Genomic DNA, 15,706 nt, shown 5'->3' with positions numbered 1-15,706 from the left:
GTGTCCGCGCCCGTCCCGAACGCGGCGGTGCGGGCGGCCGGGCTCCCCGCCGCGGGGCGCGTCGCCGAGGCCGCGGGGCGCCCGGGGGGATCGGATGGGATGCGCCGGAGTGCGCGCCGCGCGCCGTCGTGCGGGAGGGCCGGGCCGAGGGGCGTGCGGCGCTCGCGGTGCGACCCGTGATGACGGAGTGAACCAGGTGTTGTGAGGGGATGCCGGGTTCCGCGGTGCCGATGTGCTGACGGCGGCGCCCGGACCGGGAGTTTCTCACTCGTGCGGGTGACCGTCGTCGCCGCGTTGCCCTGCCTGACGTGCCCTCGTCGCGACGACGGTGCCGGAACACCCGTACGGCCTGGCATCCTTGGCACAGATACGCCGCGCACGGCGACGTGCGCTGCGCCCCCTCCGCGCGATCCTTCTGTACGTTTCTTCGCGACGGTCCGACGCCGAACCAGGAGCCCCGGCCACGTGAGCCACGTGAGCAGCCACTCACCGACCGGCCAGTCGCCGCTGCGCACCGTGCAGGTGCTCGGCGGCAGCAGCGCGAGCAGCAGCGCGCACGTGCGGTCGCTGGCCTCGGGGCTCGTCGCCCGAGGGGTGCGGGTCACCGTGTGCGCTCCGGCCGGGGCCGACCGGGCGTACGGCTTCTCCGGCGTGGGCGCCCGCCATGTCGCGGTACCCCGCAGCGGTGATCCCGCGGCCGTCTCCGCGCTGCGGACCGCCTGCGCGGACGCCGACCTCGTGCACGCGCACGGCCTGCACGCGGCCCTGCGTTCGATCCTGGCGCTCAGCGGGCGGCGCGTGCCGCTCGTCGTCACCTGGCACACGCCCGCGGACGCGGAGGGGGCCCGGGCCCGGCTGCTGCGGCTGCTGGAGCGGCGGGTCGCGCGGGCCGCCTCCGTGGTGCTCGGCACCTCGTCCGGCCTGGTGGACCGCGCGCGCAGCCGGGGCGCGCGGGACGCGCGGCTCGCCGCGGTCGCGCTTCCCGCCCCGCGCCCGCCCGCGGAGCCCGCGGACCCGGACCGGTTCCGGCACAAGACGCGGGCCGAACTCGGCTCGACCGGCCGTCCGCTGCTGATGGCGGTCGGCTCGCTCGACCGGCACCGCGGATACGACACCCTGCTCGACGCCGCGCGCGCCTGGTGCCGGCTGGACCCCGTGCCGCTGCTGGTGATCGCGGGAGAGGGGCCGCTGCGCCCCGTCCTCCAGCGCCGGATCGAGGAGGAGGAACTGCCGGTCCGGCTCGTCGGACGCCGCGACGACGTGGCGGAGTTGCTCGCGGCGGCCGACGTCGCCCTGCTGACCGGCCGCGGGGAGGCGCGTTCCGTCCTCGCACAGGAGGCGCTGCACGCCGGCGTGCCGCTCGTCGCGACCGCGGCCGGAGACGTCGCCGAACTCGTCGGCGACGCGGCCGAACTCGTCCCCCGGGACGACGCCCGGGCGCTCGCCGACGCGGTGACGCGGCTGCTCGCCGATCCGGCGCGGCAGGACGAACTGCGCGAGCGCGGCGCCCGGCAGGCCGCCACCTGGCCCACCGAGGACGAGACCGTCGCCCAGGTGCTCAGCGTCTACGACGAGTTGACGCAGACCCGGCCGCCGGGCTGACCGGCGCGCTCGCGCGGCGGGCCGGCCGATGGCCGTCCCGGTCCCGGCGCCCTGGCGGCTACGGAACGTGCCGGCGGGCCCGCAGTGCCAGGCTCAACGCCAGGACCGTCTGCGGGTCGTCGAGGTCGGTGCCGAGCAACTCCCCGATCCGCGCCAGCCGGTTGTAGAGGGTCTGCCGGTTGAGGTGCAGCTCGCGGGCGGTCTCCGCCTTGCGGCCCGCGTGGGCCAGGTACGTCTCCAGCGTGGGCAGCAGCGGCGGTTTGGACCGGCTGTCGTGATCGCGCAGCGGGCCGATCGCGCGGTCGACGAAGGCCGCCAGGTCGGGGTGCTCGCGCAGCCGCCACAGCAGCAGGTCGATGTCCAGCCGGCGGGCGTCGTACCAGGGGCGGTCGGACAGCCCCTGCGCGGCCGTCGCCGTCTCCGCCGCGTGCCGCAGCCCGGCCGACGCGGCGGCCCAGCCGCCGGCCACCCCGACCACGACGACCGGCGGCTGCGCCCCCGGACGCTGCATGCCGGCCCGCTCCACGCCCGCGCGGAGCGCCGCCGCCACCCGGTCCGCGACGGCCGGGCGGTCCGCCTCCGCGCGCAGCCCGAGGAGCAGCGGGACGCGGCCCTCGACGGGGCGGACGCCCAGCAGGACCGGGACACCTACGGAGGCCAGCTCCTCGGCGACCGCACGGGCCAGGACCGCCCAGCCGCCGCCCGGTGCCAGCCCGTCCGCGAGACGCATCACGACGGGCAGGAGCGGGCTGCCGCCGGGCTTGAAGCCCAGCACGCGGGCCTGGGCGGGCGCGTCCTCCGCCGCGATGCGCCCCTCGGCGAGGTCGGTGAGGAAGTCGCCCCGGCCGCGGGCCGCCAGTTCCTCCTCCTGGCGGGCCTGCATCAGCACGACCGCCAGGATGCCGGCGGCCCGCTCGGCGGCGAGCCGGTGCACCGGCGCGAGCGCGGTGATCGGGGCGCCGACGGGCAGCACCACGAGGCGGGCCCGCACGGACCCCGTGCCCGGCCCGCCACCGGGCACGTCCACCAGGACCGTCCCCGCGGGCGGCTCCGCCTTGTGCTGGCCGCGCAGCCCCTCCCAGACCTGGAGCGGGTCGGCGCCCGCGGCACCGGCCCCGGCGGAGTACAGCAGCTGTCCGTCGGCCGTCTCCAGGAAGACCGGGTTGTCGCTGAAGTCGGCCAGGATGCGCAGCACCTGGGGCACCCCGCCGCCGTCGAGGACGGCCTCGGTGCAGCGCCGGTGGACCTCTTCGGCCTGCTGGAGCAGGGCGTAGTGGCCGTTGACGATCTCGGTGTGGATCTCCTCGGTGACCGTCACGAAGGGAACCTCGCGGTGCAGCTGGACCAGCGGCAGACCCGCGGACCGGGCCGACTCCACCAGCGCGGCGGGCAGCCGGGCGAAGCGGGGGCCGAGTTCCACCACGAGCGCGGCGATCCCCCGCTCGGCGAGGGTGCGGACGAACGCCCGCTGCTCGGCCGGCCGGGCACCGAGCCCGTAGCCCGTGGTCAGGAGCAGCTCGCCGCCCTTGAGCAGGGAGGCGATGTTCGGCACCTCACCGGCGTGCACCCAGCGCACGGCGCGCTGAAGCCGGTCGGCTCCGGCGACGATCTCCGGCAGACCGCTGCGCAGGCCGGGCAGCTCCAGCGCACGCTGCACGGTGATCCCGGCGCCTTGGGTGTCGTAACGGCTGTCCATGCTGCGGACGCTACCCGCGGACGGGCCGCGGAGGCACCTCCGGCCGACCGGGCACCCGAAGCGGGCCCGGCGCGCCCCCGGCCGGCCCGGCCCTGCGGACCGCCCGGCGCGCAGGCGCGCCCCGGGCTCCGGGACGCGCAGGCGGTCGGCGGGACGGGGCGGACCGGCCGGCACGGACGGCCGTACGAGCCGGCCGGTCTCGACGCCGCGGGGGCGGCGCCGACCGGTGGCGCCGGGCGCAGGTGGTGACGCACCGCTCCGCCGCCCGCGCCGCGGTCAGGCCGCTGCCGCCGGGGCGATGTTGTGGTTGAACCGGAACACGTTGTCGGGGTCGTACCGGGTCTTCACCGCCGTCAGCCGGCGCAGGTTCTCGGCGCCGAGGCCGGCCACCACCCGGTCCCGGCCCTCGTCCCCGATGAAGTTCAGGTACACCGCCCCGGTACTCCACGGCCGGACGTCCTCGCGGACCCGCCGGACCCAGGCCAGGCAGCGCTCGTCGTCCGCCGGGTCCTCCCAGACGCCGAAGGGGTGCACGATCCAGGGCGCGTCCCGGTAGGGGACCGGGAAGCGGGCCGGGCCCGCGGCGATCGCTCCGCCCTGGGGAAACAGCACGTGCTGGGTGCCCGTGGGCACCGGCATGGCCTCGCCGAGGGCGCAGAAGACGGACACGAAGTCGTCGGGCGCCCCGGTCAGGTACTCCGCCGACCAGTGGTTCCGCAGGCCGGCCGGGTCGTCCAGCATGCACTGGAAGTCCGCGTAGGGCAGAGCGGTGACGATCTCGACCTCGTGGGGGAGCGCGAGCAGGGGCTGGGCGACCTTGCGCAGCCCCTCCTCACCGCCGGCGTACGTGACGAGGGCTCCGCACAGTCTCGTGCCGACCAGATGCGCGGGGACGAACTCCTCGGGAGGGCCGGTCAGATAGATGACGCCGCCGCTCACCTCGGGCGGGGCGTGTTCGATGAGCGTGCGGTAGAGGCGGACCACGTCGGGGCCGGCCTCCGGGGCGAACATCAGCAGGGCGATGGAGAACTCGGGCAGCGGATGCAGCCTCAGGGTCAGCGCCGTCGCGACGCCGAAGTTGCCGCCGCCGCCGTGCAGGGCCCAGAACAGCTCCGGGTTCTCCTGGTCGGTGGCGCGGACCGTGGACCCGTCGGCGGTCACCAGCTCGACGCCGAGCAGATTGTCGACGGCGAGCCCGAACAGCCGGTCCAGCCAGCCGGAGCCGCCGCCGAGGACGAAGCCGCCGACGCCGGTCGTCGAGACACGGCCCCCGGTGGTCGCGAGCCCGTAGGGCTGGGTGGCCCGGTCGAGGTCGCCCATCAGCGCACCGCCCTCGACCCGCACGGTCTCCGATCCGGGGTGGACCGCGACGGCGTTCATACGGCTCAGGTCGACGACGAGGCCGCCGTCGTTGAGGGACATGCCCGACACGCTGTGACCGCCGCCGCGCACCGCGACGGGCAGGCCCTCCTCGCGGGCGAAGCGCACCGCCCGGGCCACGTCGGCCGCGTTCTCGCACACCGCGACGACCGCGGGCCGGCGGTCGATCATCGCGTTGAAGATGCTCCGGGCCTCGTCGTATCCCGGGTCGTCCGGGGTGACGACGTCCCCGGCGAGTTCTGCGCGGAACGCGGCGAGCGACGCGTCCGCGCTCGACAGGGGAGCCATGACGGCCGCCCCCCTCCAGCAGGGAACAGGGTCCTTCCAGCCTAGTGCCCTGACCGGAAAGGTTCACCGGCTCGCGACGCCCGGCACGGCACCGCGCCGCGTTGTCGCATCACCCGAGTACATCCAGTAGGCGGGAGACGCTCCGCCGTGCGATGCACCGCACCGGACGCCGCGAGCCGTCCGGCGAACCCTTCCGGTCAGGGCACCAGGCACGCCCGCCGGATCGGGCGCGCCGGGCGGAGGCCGCCGGCGCACCCGGTCCGGGCCGGCGGTCAGCCGCCGTAGGCGCCGCTCGCGGTGAGCCGCAGGGCCGTGTCGATCAGCGGGACGTGGCTGAACGCCTGCGGGAAGTTGCCCACCTGGCGTTGGAGACGGGGGTCCCACTCCTCGGCCAGCAGGCCGAGGTCGTTGCGCAGCGCGAGGAGCCGTTCGAACAGCTTGCGCGCCTCGTCGACCCGCCCGATCATCGCGAGGTCGTCGGCCATCCAGAACGAGCAGGCGAGGAACGCGCCCTCGTCGCCCTCCAGCCCGTCCACACCCGCGTCCTCACCGGTGGTCGGGTAGCGCAGGATGAAGCCGTCGGGGGTGGACAGCTCGCGCTGGATCGCCTCGATCGTGCCGATGACGCGCTTGTCGTCCGGCGGCAGGAAGCCCATCTGCGGGATCAGCAGCAGCGAGGCGTCCAGTTCCTTCGAGCCGTAGGACTGGGTGAAGGTGTTGCGCTCCCGGTCGTAGCCCTTCTCGCAGACGTCCCGGTGGATGTCGTCGCGCAGCTCGCGCCACTTCTCCAGCGGGCCGTCCGCGTCACCGGACTCGATGAGCTTGATCGTGCGGTCGACGGCGACCCAGGCCATGACCTTCGAGTGCACGAAGTGCCGCCGGGGGCCGCGGACCTCCCAGATGCCCTCGTCGGGCTGGTCCCAGTGGTCCTCCAGATAGCGGATCAGCTTCAGCTGGAGCAGCGAGGCGTAGTCGTTGCGGGACAGGCCCGTCATGTGCGCCAGGTGCAGGGCCTCGGTGACCTCGCCGTACACGTCGAGCTGGAGCTGGTGCGCCGCTCCGTTGCCGACGCGGACCGGCGTCGACCCCTCGTACCCGGGAAGCCAGTCCAGCTCGGCCTCGCCCAACTCCCGCTCACCCGCGATGCCGTACATGATCTGGAGGTTCTCCGGGTCGCCGGCGACCGCGCGCAGCAGCCACTCGCGCCAGGCGCGGGCCTCCTCGCGGTACCCGGTGCGCAGCAGCGAGGAGAGGGTGATCGCCGCGTCGCGCAGCCAGGTGTAGCGGTAGTCCCAGTTGCGGACACCGCCGATCTCCTCCGGGAGCGAGGTGGTCGGGGCGGCGACGATGCCTCCGGTGGGCGCGTAGGTCAGCGCCTTCAGCGTGATCAGCGAGCGCACCACCGCCTCCCGGTAGGGGCCGTGGTAGGTGCACTGGTCGACCCAGTCGCGCCAGAACTCCTCGGTCGCCTCCAGCGACTGCTCCGGCTCGGGCAGCGCGGGCGGCTCCTTGTGCGAGGGCTCCCACGAGATGGTGAACGCGATCCGGTCACCCGGCGCCACGGTGAAGTCGGCGTAGGTGGTCAGGGCCTTGCCGTAGGTCTCGCAGGCCGTGTCGAACCACACCGAGTCCGGACCCGCGACGGCGACCGTGCGGCCCTCGTGCTTGTGCACCCAGGGCACCACGCGGCCGTAGGAGAAACGCATGCGCAGGGCGGAGCGCATCGGCACCCGGCCGGTGACGCCCTCGACGATCCGGATCAGCTGCGGGGCGCCGTCGCGCGGGGGCATGAAATCGGTCACCCGGACCGTGCCGCGCGGGGTGTCCCACTCGGATTCGAGGATGAGCGAGTCGCCGCGGTAGCGGCGGCGTGCCGCCGCGGGGGGCTCGGCGTCGGCCGCGTGCGCGGGCCCGAGCCGCCAGAATCCGTGTTCCTCCGTGCCGAGCAGTCCTGCGAAGACGGCGTGGGAGTCGAAGCGGGGCAGGCACAGCCAGTCGACTGTGCCGTCCCGGCAGACCAGCGCGGCTGTCTGCATGTCTCCGATGAGTGCGTAGTCCTCGATGCGCCCGGCCACGTGCATCTCCAGTCGAACGGCCACGGCGCCCCTGCGCGGGGCGGTCGCTCTTGCGGTCAAGGGAACGAAAGGTAGTGGGAAAGAGTCAGGCAATGCGAAACGGCGGTACTGCGGGGGATCGGGGGTGGGGGGACGTAGTTCGTACGTCGGTGCGGAGCGTCCGGTTCAGTGTGAAGGGCGATCCGGCTGTCGTCTCGAAACGAACTGACAAGCCCTCTTTGTTCCGGATACGGGCGGGGGTGGTGCCGCGTGCCGGCGGACTCGGCAGCGAGTGTCCGAGCAGGATACGACGCACCCGGATGATCCGCGTGCCGCTCCCGGCAACCCGGCTGAGCCGATCGAGTGAGCGGTGTGCGGGCCCTGTGCCGACCTGTGTGCGGAGCGTGGCCGGAAGCAGCCTCGTTCCGTCGCTGATACCCTGGTAGCCCGTGGACCGGTGGGCAAGAAACCCCCGAACCGCAGCGACGGCGCCTCCGGAGACCTCCGGACCCGCGTCGGCACGCACCCCAGACCGCGACCACGGGAGCCCCCTCTTGGCCATGCCGCCCGCTGCTTTCCGAAGCAGCTCCGCCACGACGACCAAGCACATCTTCGTCACCGGGGGTGTCGCCTCCTCCCTCGGCAAGGGTCTGACGGCCTCCAGCCTGGGCGCGCTGCTCAAGGCACGGGGTCTGCGGGTCACGATGCAGAAGCTCGACCCGTACCTGAACGTCGACCCGGGCACCATGAACCCGTTCCAGCACGGTGAGGTGTTCGTCACCAACGACGGCGCCGAGACGGACCTGGACATCGGCCACTACGAGCGCTTCCTCGACGTCGACCTGGACGGCTCGGCCAACGTCACCACGGGGCAGGTGTACTCGACCGTCATCGCCAAGGAGCGGCGCGGCGAGTACCTGGGCGACACGGTGCAGGTGATCCCGCACATCACCAACGAGATCAAGCACCGCATCCGCCGCATGGCCACCGACGACGTCGACGTCGTCATCACCGAGGTCGGCGGAACGGTCGGCGACATCGAGTCGCTGCCCTTCCTGGAGACGGTCCGCCAGGTCCGCCACGAGGTCGGCCGGGACAACGTCTTCGTCGTGCACATCTCGCTGCTGCCCTACATCGGCCCCTCCGGCGAGCTGAAGACGAAGCCCACCCAGCACTCGGTGGCGGCGCTGCGCAACATCGGTATCCAGCCGGACGCGATCGTGCTGCGCGCCGACCGCGAGGTGCCGACCGCCATCAAGCGCAAGATCTCGCTGATGTGCGATGTCGACGAGGCCGCCGTGGTCGCGGCGATCGACGCCAAGTCGATCTACGACATCCCGAAGGTGCTGCACACCGAGGGCCTGGACGCCTACGTCGTCCGCAAGCTGGACCTGCCGTTCCGCGACGTGGACTGGACGACCTGGGACGACCTGCTCGACCGCGTCCACAACCCGCTCCACGAGATCACCATGGCGCTCGTCGGCAAGTACATCGACCTGCCCGACGCCTACCTCTCGGTCACCGAGGCGCTGCGCGCCGGCGGCTTCGCCAACAAGGCCCGCGTCAAGATCAAGTGGGTCACCTCCGACGACTGCAAGACCCCGGCGGGCGCCGCGAGCCGGCTCGGTGACGTCGACGCGATCTGCATCCCCGGCGGCTTCGGCGACCGCGGGGTGTCCGGCAAGGTCGGCGCCATCCAGTACGCCCGCGAGAACGGCATCCCGCTGCTCGGACTCTGCCTCGGCCTCCAGTGCATCGTGATCGAGGCCGCGCGGAACCTGGCCGACATCCCGGACGCCAACTCCACCGAGTTCGACTCCGCCACCGCGCACCCGGTCGTCTCCACCATGGCCGAGCAGCTCGACATCGTGGCCGGCGAGGGCGACATGGGCGGCACGATGCGGCTGGGCATGTACCCGGCCAAGCTCGCCGAGGGGTCGATCGTGCGCGAGGTGTACGACGGCAAGGAGTACGTCGAGGAGCGCCACCGCCACCGCTACGAGGTGAACAACGCCTACCGCGCGGAGCTGGAGAAGAAGGCCGGACTGCAGTTCTCCGGCACCTCCCCGGACGGCAAGCTCGTCGAGTACGTCGAGTACCCGCGCGACGTCCACCCCTACCTGGTCGCCACCCAGGCGCACCCCGAGCTGCGCTCCCGCCCGACCCGGCCGCACCCGCTCTTCGCCGGTCTGGTCAAGGCGGCGGTGGAGCGCAAGACGGGACGCTAGGACGAGGGTTGTACGGTGGCCGGGGTGCGCGCCCGCGGGAAAACCGCAGGTGAAGCACCCCGGCTCCGGCGACGGACGGCTTTTTCGGGCACGTGTGGGAGGACAGGCGATGACGATCAAGGACACCCCCGAGGCGTGGGAGGTCCGCGCGACCGACACCCCGTTCCAGGGCAACAAGACCTCGGTGCGCACCGACGACGTGGTCATGCCCGACGGCTCCGTCGTCCGCCGCGACTACCAGGTCCACCCGGGGTCGGTGGCCGTCCTCGCGCTGGACGACGAGGGCCGGGTGCTGGTGCTGCGGCAGTACCGCCACCCCGTGCGCCACAAGCTGTGGGAGATCCCGGCCGGTCTGCTCGACATCCCCGGGGAGAACCCGCTGCACGCCGCGCAGCGCGAGCTGTACGAGGAGGCGCACGTCAAGGCGGAGGACTGGCGCGTGCTGACGGACGTGTACACCACGCCCGGCGGCTGCGACGAGGCCGTGCGCATCTTCCTGGCCCGCGACCTCTCCGAGGCCGACGGCGAGCGGTTCGACGTCGAGGACGAGGAGGCCGACATGGAACTGGCCCGCGTGCCCCTCGACGACCTGGTGCGCGGCGTTCTGGCCGGCGAGCTGCACAACAACTGCCTGGTCGTGGGCGTCCTGTCGCTCGTCGCGGCGCGGCAGGGCGACGGTCCGGACTCCCTGCGCCCGGCCGAGGCGCCGTGGCCGGCGCGCCCCTTCGAGGCCTGAGCGCCGCCGCGCGCCGTCCCCTGACCCGAGGGCTCCCACCCGTCCGGGGGCATCGTCCTACGATCGCCTGATCCGATCGGGGGACGTCCCCGCCGTGCTCCTCCCGGTTCGTCGCAGAGCGTGAACTAGGCTCGGGAAACGCCCGAACCGGAGTCCCGGCGGGCGCTCGCGCGCAGTGGAACGGGAGTGTGGCCCGTGGCGGATCAGGCAGTGGACGACGGCGGCACGATGGTGTCGGCCACGGGGCGGCGCCCGGCTGCCGGGTCCGCTCCTACGGAACGTCAGTTCCTGGGCCGCACCAGAGAGTTGAAGGAACTCCGGGCCGACATCGAACGCGCCGGACTCGACACCCTCTCCGGCCGCAAGGCGCCGCGGGCGCGGGTGCTGCTCATCGCCGGCCGGCCCGGCTCGGGCCGCACCGCGCTCGCCGCCGAACTCGCCGCGCAGGTCGCCGACCGGTACCCCGACGGCATACTGCGGGCCCGGCTCACCGAACCCGACGGCACCCCGGTGCCCACCGAGACCACCGCCCGGGACCTGCTGACCGCCCTCGGCCTGCCCACCCCTCCCGGAGCGGACGCGGACGACCTCGGCGAGCGGCTCCGCGAGGCCCTCGCGGTCCGCCGGTCGGTGCTCGTCCTCGACGACGCGGCCGACGCCGAACAGGTCGACGCACTGCTGCCCGACGCCCCGGACTGCCTGGTCGTCGCCGTGTCCGAGGGGCCGCTGACCGGTATCGCGGACGTCCGGCCCTGCACCCTGGGCGGCCTGGACACCAAGTCCGCCCTCGAACTTCTCGGCCACTTCACCGGATCGGTCCGCATCACCGTCGACCCGCTCGCCGCCGAGGGCCTGGTGGAACTCTGCGCCGGGCAGCCCGCCGCGCTGGTGATGGCGGGCGGCTGGCTCGCCGCCCGGCCGGCGTCCGCCGTGGCCGACCTCGCCAAGCAACTGCGCTCCGAGAGTGAGGAGGGACCCGCGCCGGCCCGGGTCTTCCGGCTCGTCCACGCCTCCCTGCCGAGCGCCGCCGCGCGGATACTGCGCCTGCTCGCCCTCGCCCCCGCGGGACTCGTCGACCCGCACACCGCCTCCGCGCTCGCGGGCTGCTCCGTCCAGGCGGCGCGCACCACGCTCGACGACTTCACCTCCCTCGGCCTGCTGCACGCGGTCGCGTCACCGCTGCCGCAGTACGAGGTCCCCGGATGCCTCCAGCCGCTGCTGCGGGAGCTGGTCGAGGCCCACGACCGCCCCGCCGAGGTCCAGCTGGCCCGCGCCCGGATGCTGGAGCGGACCGTCCGGCTGCTGGTGTCGTGCCGGGCGATCACCGAGACCGACAGCGAGGCTGCCCAGGAGAAGCTCGCCGGGACGCCGCGCGCGCTGCGCTTTCCGAGCCCCCGGGCGGCCGAGGAGTGGCTGCGCGCCCGGATGCCGGCGCTGCTCGCCTCCGCGCGGCTCGCGGTCGCCGACGGGGAGCTGGACACGCTGGCCCGCCGCCTGATGGCCGCCCTGGTGCGGGCCATGGTCGCGCACGTCGGAACGCAGGCCGCCGCCCCCGAGCTGTACGGCATCCACCGGCTCGTCCTGGACGTGGCCTCACGCCGCGGTCTGCCGCGCGAGAAGGCCGCCGCCCTGCTGAACCTCGCCGACCTGGACGCGCAGACCGGCCGGACGGCCGAGGCGCTGGCCCGCTACCGGGCCGCGCTGGACGCCGGGCGCGAGGCGAACGACCCGTACGCGACGGGCCGCGCGATGGAATCCGTAGGCGGCGCCCACCAGGAGCTGGGGGACTACGACCGGGCCGCGGACTGGTACGGCCGCGCGCTCGCCCAGCGTCTCGCCCGCGGCGAGCGGGTGGACGCCGCCCGGCTCTACGGGCGCATCGCGACCGTCCACACCTACGCCGGCCGCTACGGCGAGGCGCTCGTCAACTGGCGGGCCGCCGTCGCCGGCCACCGCAAGAACGGTGATGTCGCGGCTCAGGCAAGGGCGTTGAGCGAGACGGCGCGCGTCCAGGAGTACGCCGGGCGGCCCGAGGAGTCGCTGCGGACCTGCCAGGAAGCGGTCGAGTGGGCGCGCCGGGCGGACGACGTGCGGCTCCAGGCCGCGCTCCAGCTGCGACTGGCCGACACCCTGGACCGGCTCGGGGACGCGGCGGCCGCCCGGCTGCACCGGGCCGCCGCCGGGCGCATGCTGGGAGATGAGCTCCCGGAGGGCGCCATCGACCAGGAACGCGACACCAACGCCTGCGAAATCCGCAGTGCATCGGCTGAAGATTGATGCATTGAAAGGCTAGACAGAAAGAATCCCTTCATTAGACTGGCTCCGCCGCGTTCTTCCGTGGTGTCTCCCGGTGTGCTCCCGTATGCCGGGTACGACGTGCATCGCCTGGCTTGCGTCGCCTCGGCCGTGCATAGCCCCGAACCCTCTGAGCCAAGGACCGTGATCGACGTGAAGGTCGGCATCCCCCGCGAGGTCAAGAACAACGAGTTCCGGGTGGCCATCACCCCCGCCGGCGTGCACGAGCTGGTGCGCCACGGCCACCAGGTCTTCGTCGAGCAGAACGCCGGCGTCGGCTCCTCGATCACGGACGAGGAGTACGTCTCCGCCGGTGCGCAGATCCTCGGCACCGCCGACGAGGTCTGGGCCACCGCCGACCTGCTGCTCAAGGTCAAGGAGCCGATCGCGGAGGAGTACCACCGCCTCCGCAAGGACCAGACGCTCTTCACCTACCTGCACCTCGCCGCCTCCAAGGAGTGCACGGACGCGCTGCTGGAGTCCGGCACCACGGCCATCGCCTACGAGACCGTCGAGCTGCCCAGCCGCGCGCTGCCGCTGCTCGCCCCGATGTCCGAGGTGGCGGGCCGGCTGGCCCCGCAGGTCGGCGCCTACCAGCTGATGCGCGCCAACGGCGGCCGCGGTGTGCTGCCCGGCGGGGTCCCCGGCGTGCTGGCCGCCAGGGCCGTCGTCATCGGCGGTGGCGTCTCCGGCTGGAACGCCGCGCAGATCGCCATCGGCATGGGCTTCCACGTGACCCTGCTCGACCGCGACATCAACAAGCTCAAGGAGGCGGACAAGATCTTCGGAACGAAGATCCAGACCGTCGTCTCCAACACCTTCGAGCTGGAGAAGGCCTGCCTGGAGGCCGACCTCGTGATCGGCGCCGTGCTCATCCCGGGCGCCAAGGCCCCGAAGCTGGTCACCAACGAGCTCGTCTCCCGGATGAAGCCGGGAAGTGTCCTTGTCGACATCGCGATCGACCAGGGCGGCTGCTTCGAGGACTCGCGCCCCACCACGCACGCCGAGCCGACCTTCCCGGTCCACAACTCGGTCTTCTACTGCGTCGCCAACATGCCCGGCGCGGTGCCCAACACCTCGACCTACGCGCTGACCAACGCGACGCTCCCGTACATCGTCGAACTCGCCAACCGCGGCTGGGTCGAGGCGCTGCGCCGGGACAACTCGCTGGCCAAGGGCCTCAACACCCACGACGGCAAGGTCGTCTACCGCGAGGTCGCCGAGGCCCACGGGCTGGAGCACGTCGCCCTGGAGAGCCTGCTCGGCTGAGGCCCTCGCGGCCCGGCCGGCGCCCCGCCGGACGTCGGCGCCGCGCGCCGACTCCGGGACGCCGAAAGGCGATACGTCAACACAGGTCGTCAACACCGCACACCCGGCCGGACCTTGCCCGACAAGGTCCGGCCGGGTGTGTGTCGGGTCACTTTGCGACACTCGTTCAACTCGCCGCGAAGGTAACTCTTTAACCGATTCGCACACCGGTGAATCCTGCTGTGCGACGGCCTTACGCCCTTGACAGAGGGGTGTTCGGTTGCCGACACATCGGGTCGGGTCCGGCGGATTGTGTTGCTGCGGAGCGGTGACACGCCATAGAGTCGCCAACCGTCGGCATGGTGCCACGCTGACCTATCGAGAAGTTTCCTGGTCACCAAGGAGGTAAGACGACTTGTGAATGAGTCGACATTTACTCCCGGGGGTGGTCAACCAGGAACGCCGGCGAGGGGCCAGAGCCCCACGGGGCTCGAGGCTGTCGGCTCCGTCGCTGTCCGCACCTTCGCAGCCCACCAGAGTGCCCCCGCAGCAGGGCTGACCCAGCCAGCACCCCAGAGCATGGATGGCCATCACGTGAACGCCATGGCCGGCAACGGAAGTGGCGAGAACCACACCCACTTCGCCGACTACGACGAACTGCCCGAGGGGCACTTCTACGACCCCGACGCCGAGTACGAGCCCGATCCGGAGTACGCGGCCACGCTCGCGCCCGACGCGGCCCGCCAGCGCCGTGAGCGCATCGGCCCGACGGGGCGCCCCCTGCCCTACTTCCCGATCCCGGGTCCGCTGACCAGCCACGGCCCCGCGACGATCATCGCGATGTGCAACCAGAAGGGCGGCGTGGGCAAGACCACGTCGACCATCAACCTGGGCGCGGCCCTCGCCGAGTACGGGCGCCGCGTGCTCCTCGTCGACTTCGACCCGCAGGGCGCGCTGTCCGTGGGCCTCGGCGTCAACCCGATGGAGCTCGACCTCACCGTCTACAACCTGCTCATGGAGCGGGGCATGGCGGCCGACGAGGTGCTCCTGAAGACCGCGGTCCCGAACATGGACCTGCTGCCGAGCAACATCGACCTGTCCGCCGCCGAGGTGCAGCTGGTGAGCGAGGTCGCGCGCGAGTCCACGCTCCAGCGGGCGCTGAAGCCGCTGATGGCCGACTACGACTACATCGTCATCGACTGCCAGCCCTCGCTCGGTCTGCTCACCGTGAACGCGCTCACCGCCGCCCACAAGGTGATCGTGCCGCTGGAGTGCGAGTTCTTCGCGCTGCGCGGTGTCGCGCTGCTCACCGAGACGATCGAGAAGGTCCAGGAGCGGCTCAACCCCGAGCTGGAGCTCGACGGCATCCTCGCCACGATGTACGACTCCCGCACGGTGCACAGCCGCGAGGTGCTCGCGCGGGTGGTCGAGGCCTTCGACGATCACGTCTACCACACCGTGATCGGCCGGACCGTCCGCTTCCCGGAGACCACCGTGGCCGGTGAGCCGATCACCACCTACGCCTCCAACTCCGTCGGCGCCGCCGCCTATCGCCAGCTCGCCAGGGAGGTGCTCGCCCGGTGTCACGCCGAGTGAGTCTGCCGGGGGCCGACGAACTGTTCCGTACCACCGGGGGAATGGCACTCACGTCGTCCACGCCCTCGCGCCGGACCAACGGCGAGGCCCGGGTGCCGGCTCCGGCGGGGGAGAGCGATCCGGCCGCCGCCGGGGAGGACGCCCCGCAGGCGGTGCCCGTCCGGGGCGGTGACGGCGAGGGCGACGAGCACGTCGCCGCCGACGCCGAACCCGACGCGGGGGAGCCCCGCAGCCGGGGAGCCGCCGCGGACCGGCCGGCCCGCCGCGCACCGGCGCAGGAAGGTTCTGCCGCCTCCGCCGTCCCGGGGCAGCAGTCCCGCAAACGCGGGCGGGCGGCGGCCAACCGGCGGCCCAGCGGACGGGAACGGCACGACGAGAAGATCACGGTGTACGTGTCCGCCGAGGAACTGATGGACCTCGAACACGCCCGCCTGGTGCTCCGCGGCGAGCACGGGCTCGCGGTCGACCGCGGGCGGATCGTCCGGGAGGCGGTCGCCGTCGTCCTCGCGGATCTGGAATCCCGCGGGGACGCGAGCATCCTCGTACGACGGCTGCGCGGGCGGTAGCGGTAGCCTGCGACGGC

At 73.2% G+C, this 15,706-nt stretch carries 10 protein-coding genes; 7 read left to right on the top strand and 3 right to left on the bottom strand.

Annotated elements, in window-relative coordinates; all coding sequences use genetic code 11:
* The first annotated feature begins 465 nt into the window (after positions 1 to 465).
* Positions 466 to 1,602, top strand: coding sequence for a glycosyltransferase family 4 protein (locus tag ACGFS9_RS30950; RefSeq protein ID WP_393257860.1), 1,137 nt, complete (start codon positions 466 to 468; stop codon positions 1,600 to 1,602).
* 58 nt (positions 1,603 to 1,660) lie between these two features.
* Here ACGFS9_RS30950 and ACGFS9_RS30945 read toward each other — a convergent pair whose 3' ends face one another.
* From ACGFS9_RS30945 to ACGFS9_RS30935, 3 genes are all read right to left on the bottom strand, one after another.
* Positions 1,661 to 3,298, bottom strand: a complete 1,638-nt coding sequence (locus ACGFS9_RS30945) for a PucR family transcriptional regulator (protein ID WP_393257857.1) — start codon at positions 3,296 to 3,298, stop codon at positions 1,661 to 1,663.
* A 276-nt stretch (positions 3,299 to 3,574) separates the two neighbouring features.
* Complete coding sequence (locus ACGFS9_RS30940) at positions 3,575 to 4,966, bottom strand: FAD-binding oxidoreductase (RefSeq protein ID WP_393257855.1); 1,392 nt, start codon at positions 4,964 to 4,966, stop codon at positions 3,575 to 3,577.
* A 272-nt stretch (positions 4,967 to 5,238) separates the two neighbouring features.
* Positions 5,239 to 7,041: a glycoside hydrolase family 15 protein gene (locus ACGFS9_RS30935; RefSeq protein ID WP_393257885.1), complete on the bottom strand. Its 1,803-nt coding sequence runs from the start codon at positions 7,039 to 7,041 to the stop codon at positions 5,239 to 5,241.
* Positions 7,042 to 7,580: 539 nt separating this feature from the next.
* On the opposite strand from ACGFS9_RS30935, the gene ACGFS9_RS30930 reads away from it, so the two are divergent.
* The 6 genes from ACGFS9_RS30930 to ACGFS9_RS30905 all read left to right on the top strand — a co-directional run bounded on the left by ACGFS9_RS30930 (position 7,581) and on the right by ACGFS9_RS30905 (position 15,689).
* On the top strand, positions 7,581 to 9,248 hold the full coding sequence (locus tag ACGFS9_RS30930; protein WP_393257853.1) for a CTP synthase: 1,668 nt from the start codon (positions 7,581 to 7,583) through the stop codon (positions 9,246 to 9,248).
* A 109-nt stretch (positions 9,249 to 9,357) separates the two neighbouring features.
* Complete coding sequence (locus tag ACGFS9_RS30925) at positions 9,358 to 9,984, top strand: NUDIX domain-containing protein (RefSeq protein ID WP_393257851.1); 627 nt, start codon at positions 9,358 to 9,360, stop codon at positions 9,982 to 9,984.
* A 195-nt stretch (positions 9,985 to 10,179) separates the two neighbouring features.
* Positions 10,180 to 12,261 (top strand): tetratricopeptide repeat protein, encoded by a 2,082-nt coding sequence (locus ACGFS9_RS30920; RefSeq protein WP_393257849.1) that lies wholly within the window; start codon positions 10,180 to 10,182, stop codon positions 12,259 to 12,261.
* A gap of 162 nt (positions 12,262 to 12,423) precedes the next feature.
* Entirely contained in the window at positions 12,424 to 13,548 is a 1,125-nt protein-coding gene (gene ald / locus ACGFS9_RS30915; protein WP_393257847.1) for an alanine dehydrogenase, read from the top strand.
* 396 nt (positions 13,549 to 13,944) lie between these two features.
* Positions 13,945 to 15,123 (top strand): ParA family protein, encoded by a 1,179-nt coding sequence (locus ACGFS9_RS30910; RefSeq protein ID WP_393257845.1) that lies wholly within the window; start codon positions 13,945 to 13,947, stop codon positions 15,121 to 15,123.
* Positions 15,108 to 15,689, top strand: a complete 582-nt coding sequence (locus ACGFS9_RS30905) for a hypothetical protein (protein ID WP_393257843.1) — start codon at positions 15,108 to 15,110, stop codon at positions 15,687 to 15,689. Before ACGFS9_RS30910 ends, ACGFS9_RS30905 begins: the two co-directional genes overlap by 16 nt.
* The last annotated feature ends 17 nt before the right edge of the window (positions 15,690 to 15,706 follow it).

The sequence above is a fragment of the Streptomyces sp. NPDC048566 genome (genome assembly GCF_043199735.1).
Taxonomy (GTDB): domain Bacteria; phylum Actinomycetota; class Actinomycetes; order Streptomycetales; family Streptomycetaceae; genus Streptomyces.
Note: the sequence above shows the minus strand (reverse complement) of the source record. Positions and strands in the feature narration are given on the sequence as shown.